Below are 4,872 nucleotides of genomic sequence, written 5' to 3'. Positions count from 1 at the left end.
GCGCGGGACGGTCACCCGGGTCGCGCCGTTCGCCGCCACCCGAAGTGCGCTGCCGGCCCAGGTACGTCGAGACGCCGCGCCACACCTCCTCGCCGTCGACCGACCCGACGAGGACCACGTCGACCTGGCGCCCCCGGTCGTGCGGGCGCAGGTGCTCCGCCCACGTGGTGAAGTCCAGCCGGTCGGCCACGGTGACCGGGCGGTGCACGGTGATCCGGTTCGCCACGTGCACCACCCCGGTCAGCGGGATCGGGAAGTCCGGTGCGCTGATCAGGCGCAGCGCCAGCGGGAAGCCCACCACGTGCGGGAAGGTCGCCGGCAACCGGTCGGCGAGCCGGAAACCGCACACCCGGTCGTAGTCGGCCAACCGGTCCGGATCCACGGCCACCCGGTCGACGGCCAACTCCACCGCCGGCACCTCGTCCGTCCGCCGCCCGCCGCGCCCCGGCACCGCGCTCAGCAGGGCCTGCCGGTACAACGGCCCGGCCGTCGGCAGTGCGGACAGGGTCACCCGCTCCCGTTGCGTGGCCATCACGCCCCCAGCAGGCTCTGGCCGCACACCCGGACCACGTTGCCGCTGACCGCGCCCGAGGCGGGCCAGGCCAGCCAGCCGATGGTCTCCGCGACGTCCACCGGCAGCCCACCCTGGGAGAGGCTGTTCATCCGGCGGCCCGCTTCACGCAGCACCAGCGGGACACGGGCGGTGAGCCGGGTCTCGATGAAGCCGGGCGCGACGGCGTTCACGCTGATCCCCCGGTCGCGCAGTGCCGGGGCCAGTGCGTCGACCAGCCCGATCACGCCGGCCTTGCTGGTGGCGTAGTTGGTCTGGCCCCGGTTGCCGGCTATCCCGGCGATCGAGGAGACGCCGACGATCCGCCCGCCGCCCGGGATCAGTCCCCGGTCCAGCAGCACGTCGTTGATGCGTTCCTGGCTGGACAGGTTGACGTCGATGACCTGGTCCCAGCGGTCGGCGTCCATCCGGCCCAGGGTCTTGTCGCGGGTGATGCCGGCGTTGTGCACCACCACGTCCACCCGGCCGTGTCGTTCGGCCAGGTGGTCGGCGAGCCGGGCCGGCGCGTCGGCGGCGGTCAGGTCGAGCTGTACGGCGCTGCCGCCGATCTCGTTGGCGACGCCGGCCAGCGCGTCCCCGGCGGCTGGCACGTCCAGCGCCACCACCGTCGCCCCGTCCCGGGCCAGCACCCGGGCCAGTGCCGCGCCGATGCCCCGGGCCGCGCCGGTGACCAGCACCACCTGCCCGTCCAGCGGGCGGTCCCAGTCCACCGGTGCGCTCGCCCGCCCGGCACCGACCCGGATCACCTGCCCCGACACGTACGCCGAGCGGCCGGAGAGCAGGAACCGCAGGGTCGCGTCCAGGCTGGTCCAGGTGCTCTCGTCGGCCTGCCGCGTGACGTGGACCAGTTGGGCGGTGATGCCCCGGCCGAACTCCTTGCCGATGCTGCGGGTCAGCCCCTCCAGGGCCCGCTGGGCGGTCGCCTCACGCGGCGTGTCGCACTCGGCGGGCGGGGTGCCCAACACGATCACCCGGCCGCTGGGCTGCAGCGCCCGGGCCTGCGGGTGGAAGAAGTCGTGCAGTTGCCGCAGCGCGGTCGAGTCGGTGATGCCGGTGGCGTCGTAGACCAGGGCGGAGCTGGTCGGCGTACGGCCGGAGGTGGGGTCCGGTGCGGCGGTGGCCGGATCGCGCAGGGCGAGCCCGGCGCCGGTCAGGATCCTGCCGACCGGCTCGGCGAGCCGGCCCCCGGTGGAGGTGCCGAGCAGGACCGGCCCGGGGAGGATCGGCTCACCCGGCGCATGTCGGCGAAGTCGTGGCGGATCGGGTAGTCCGAGGCGCTTGACCAGCGCTCGACCGGCGCTCGACTGGACAAAACTCGCGTACCTGTCGGTCATAGGCGTAGCCTACTGGCGGGTAAGGTACGGCAACACTCCTGAGGAGGCGGATCGTGCAGAAGGTTCGACGGGTCGCGGTCATCGGCGGCAACCGGATCCCCTTCGCCCGCTCGAACTCGCGGTACGCCAGCGCCTCGAACAGTGACATGCTCGGCGCCGCCCTGGACGGGCTGGTCGCCCGCTTCGGCCTGGCCGGGCAGCGCGTCGGCGAGGTGGTCGCCGGAGCCGTGCTCAAACACGCCAAGGACTTCAACCTGACCCGCGAGGTGGTGCTCGGTTCGAAGCTCGACCCGCGCACCCCGGCGTACGACATCCAGCAGGCCTGCGGCACCGGCCTGGAGGCCGCGATCCTGGTCGCCAACAAGATCGCCCTCGGTCAGCTCGACGTCGGCATCGCCGGCGGTGTCGACACCACCTCCGACGCCCCGCTCGCCGTCAACGAGGACATGCGGCGCACGCTGCTCCGGCTCAACTCGGCCCGGACGCTGGGCGAGCGGCTGCGGATCGCCGCCAAGCTGCGCCCGGCCCAGCCGTTCCAGCCGGAGGTCCCCCGCAACGCCGAGCCGCGTACCGGGCTCTCCATGGGCGAGCACGCCGCGCAGACCGCGCTGCGCTGGAACATCGACCGGCAGGCCCAGGACGAGCTGGCGCTGCGCTCGCACCAGCGGCTCGCCGCCGCGTACGACAAGGGGTTCTTCGACGACCTGATGACCCCCTACCTGGGGCTCACCCGCGACGGAAACCTCCGCGCCGACACCACGCTGGAGAAGCTCGGCACGCTGCGGCCGGTCTTCGGCGCCAAGGGCCCGGACGCCGAGCGGGCCACCATGACCGCCGGCAACTCCTCGCCGCTCACCGACGGCGCCTCCACCGTGCTGCTGGCCAGCGAGGAGTGGGCAGCCGCACACCAACTGCCGGTGCTGGCCTGGTTCACCTGGTCGGAGACGGCGGCGGTGGACTTCGTGCACGGCGACGAGGGCCTGCTGATGGCCCCCGCGTACGCGGTGCCCCGGATGCTGGCCCGGGCCGGGCTCACCCTCCAGGACTTCGACTACTACGAGATCCACGAGGCGTTCGCCTCGCAGGTGCTGGCCACCCTGGCCGCGTGGGAGTCGCCGGAGTTCTGCAAGGACCGGCTCGGTCTGGACGCCCCGCTCGGCACCATCGACACCGACAAGCTCAACGTGCACGGCTCCTCGCTGGCCGCCGGGCACCCGTTCGCGGCCACCGGCGGCCGGATCGTGGCCACCCTGGCCAAGCTCCTCGCCGAGAAGGGCAGCGGCCGGGGACTCATCTCGATCTGCGCGGCCGGCGGCCAGGGCGTGACGGCGATCCTGGAACGCTGACCTCCGGGTTGTCGGCCGTACCCGGTCGGGGCGGGCGGCGGCGGCATCGGGAGAATGGCGGGGTGACGACGATCCCGAACGTGCTCGCCAACCGGTACGCCTCGCCCGAGCTGGTCGCCCTCTGGTCGCCGGAGGAGAAGATCCGGCTGGAACGTCGCCTCTGGCTGGCCGTGCTCCAAGCCCAGCGGGACCTCGGCGTGCCGGTGCCCGACGGGGTGGTCGAGGCGTACGAGCGGGTGCTCGACGACGTCGACCTCGACTCGATCGCGGCCCGGGAGCGGGTCACCCGGCACGACGTGAAGGCCCGCATCGAGGAGTTCAGCGCGCTCGCCGGGTACGAGCACGTGCACAAGGGGATGACCTCGCGGGACCTCACCGAGAACGTCGAGCAGCTCCAGGTGCGTCGCTCGCTGGAGCTGATCCGGGACCGGGTGGTGGCGACGTTGGCCCGGCTCGCCTGGCACGCCCACGAGTACGCGGACGTGGTGATGGCCGGGCGCTCGCACAACGTCGCGGCGCAGGCCACCACGCTGGGCAAGCGCTTCGCGTCGGCCGCCGAGGAACTGATCATCGCGTACGAGCGACTGGAGGACCTGATCTCCTGGTACCCGCTGCGCGGGATCAAGGGGCCGGTGGGTACCGCCGCCGACCAGTTGGACCTCTTCGACGGCGACGCCGAGAAGGTGGCCGAGCTGGAGCGGCGGGTCGCCGAGCACCTCGGCTTCCAGCGGGTGCTGGACAGCGTCGGGCAGGTCTACCCCCGGTCGATCGACATGGCCGTGATCGCCGCGCTGGCGCAGGTGGCCGCCGCACCCTCCTCGCTGGCCACCACGATCCGGCTGATGGTCGGGCAGGAGTTGGCCACCGAGGGCTTCAAGCCGGGCCAGGTGGGTTCCAGCGCGATGCCGCACAAGATGAACACCCGTTCGTCGGAGCGGGTCAACGGCTTCGCCGTGATCATCCGGGGGTACCTGTCGATGGTCGGCGAGCTGGCCGGCGACCAGTGGAACGAGGGGGACGTCTCCTGCTCCGTGGTCCGCCGGGTGGCCCTGCCGGACGCCTTCTTCGCCGCCGACGGGCTGTTCCAGACGTTCCTCACCGTGCTCGACGAGTTCGGCGCGTACCCGGCGGTGATCAACCGGGAGTTGGAGCGTTTCCTTCCATTCCTGGCCACCACCAAGATCCTGGTGGCGGCGGTGCGTCGGGGCGTGGGCCGGGAGACCGCCCACGAGGCGATCAAGGAGCACGCGGTGGCCGTGGCGCTCGCCATGCGTGAGCAGGGTGCGCCCGACAACGACCTCTTCGACCGCCTCGCCGCCGACCCCCGGCTGGGCCTCACCCGCGCCGAGATCGACGCCCTGGTCGCCGACCGGGCCGCCTTCGTCGGCGCCGCCCCCGCCCAGATCCAGGCGGTGACCACCCGGATTTCCAAGATCGTCCAGTCCCACCCACACGCCGCCACCTACACCCCCCCACCAATCCTCTAACCCCCTCCCCCCCTGCCCGCCGACGCAGGCGTTGATCAAGAAGTTTGGGTCGCCCAGGAGTGCTCCGGGAGGACCAAACTTCTTGATCAACGCCACCGGCCGACTCAGGGCGGTGGGGTGGGTGGGGGTGTCTC

Annotated in this window: 3 protein-coding genes and 1 pseudogene; 2 read left to right on the top strand and 2 right to left on the bottom strand. The window is 72.7% G+C overall.

Going from position 1 to position 4,872, the window contains the following annotated elements; translation table 11 throughout:
• Both EYA84_RS26570 and EYA84_RS26565 read right to left on the bottom strand, forming a co-directional pair.
• Positions 1-532 (bottom strand): annotated as a pseudogene (locus tag EYA84_RS26570) (hypothetical protein); the annotation flags it as partial.
• Positions 532-1,905 (bottom strand): 3-oxoacyl-ACP reductase, encoded by a 1,374-nt coding sequence (locus EYA84_RS26565; protein ID WP_131056422.1) that lies wholly within the window; start codon positions 1,903-1,905, stop codon positions 532-534. The pseudogene EYA84_RS26570 and the gene EYA84_RS26565, both read right to left, overlap by 1 nt.
• Before the next feature lie 53 nt (positions 1,906-1,958).
• On the opposite strand from EYA84_RS26565, the gene EYA84_RS26560 reads away from it, so the two are divergent.
• Positions 1,959-3,251, top strand: coding sequence for an acetyl-CoA C-acetyltransferase (locus EYA84_RS26560; RefSeq protein ID WP_131056420.1), 1,293 nt, complete (start codon positions 1,959-1,961; stop codon positions 3,249-3,251).
• 62 nt (positions 3,252-3,313) lie between these two features.
• A complete protein-coding gene (gene purB / locus EYA84_RS26555; protein WP_131056418.1) occupies positions 3,314-4,738 on the top strand; it encodes an adenylosuccinate lyase in 1,425 nt (474 codons plus the stop codon).
• Positions 4,739-4,872: the final 134 nt, after the last annotated feature.

This window comes from Verrucosispora sp. SN26_14.1 (genome assembly GCF_004307965.1).
Taxonomy (GTDB): Bacteria; Actinomycetota; Actinomycetes; order Mycobacteriales; family Micromonosporaceae; genus Micromonospora.
The sequence above is the reverse complement of the archived record's forward strand: the minus strand, read 5'-3'. Positions and strand labels throughout refer to the sequence as shown.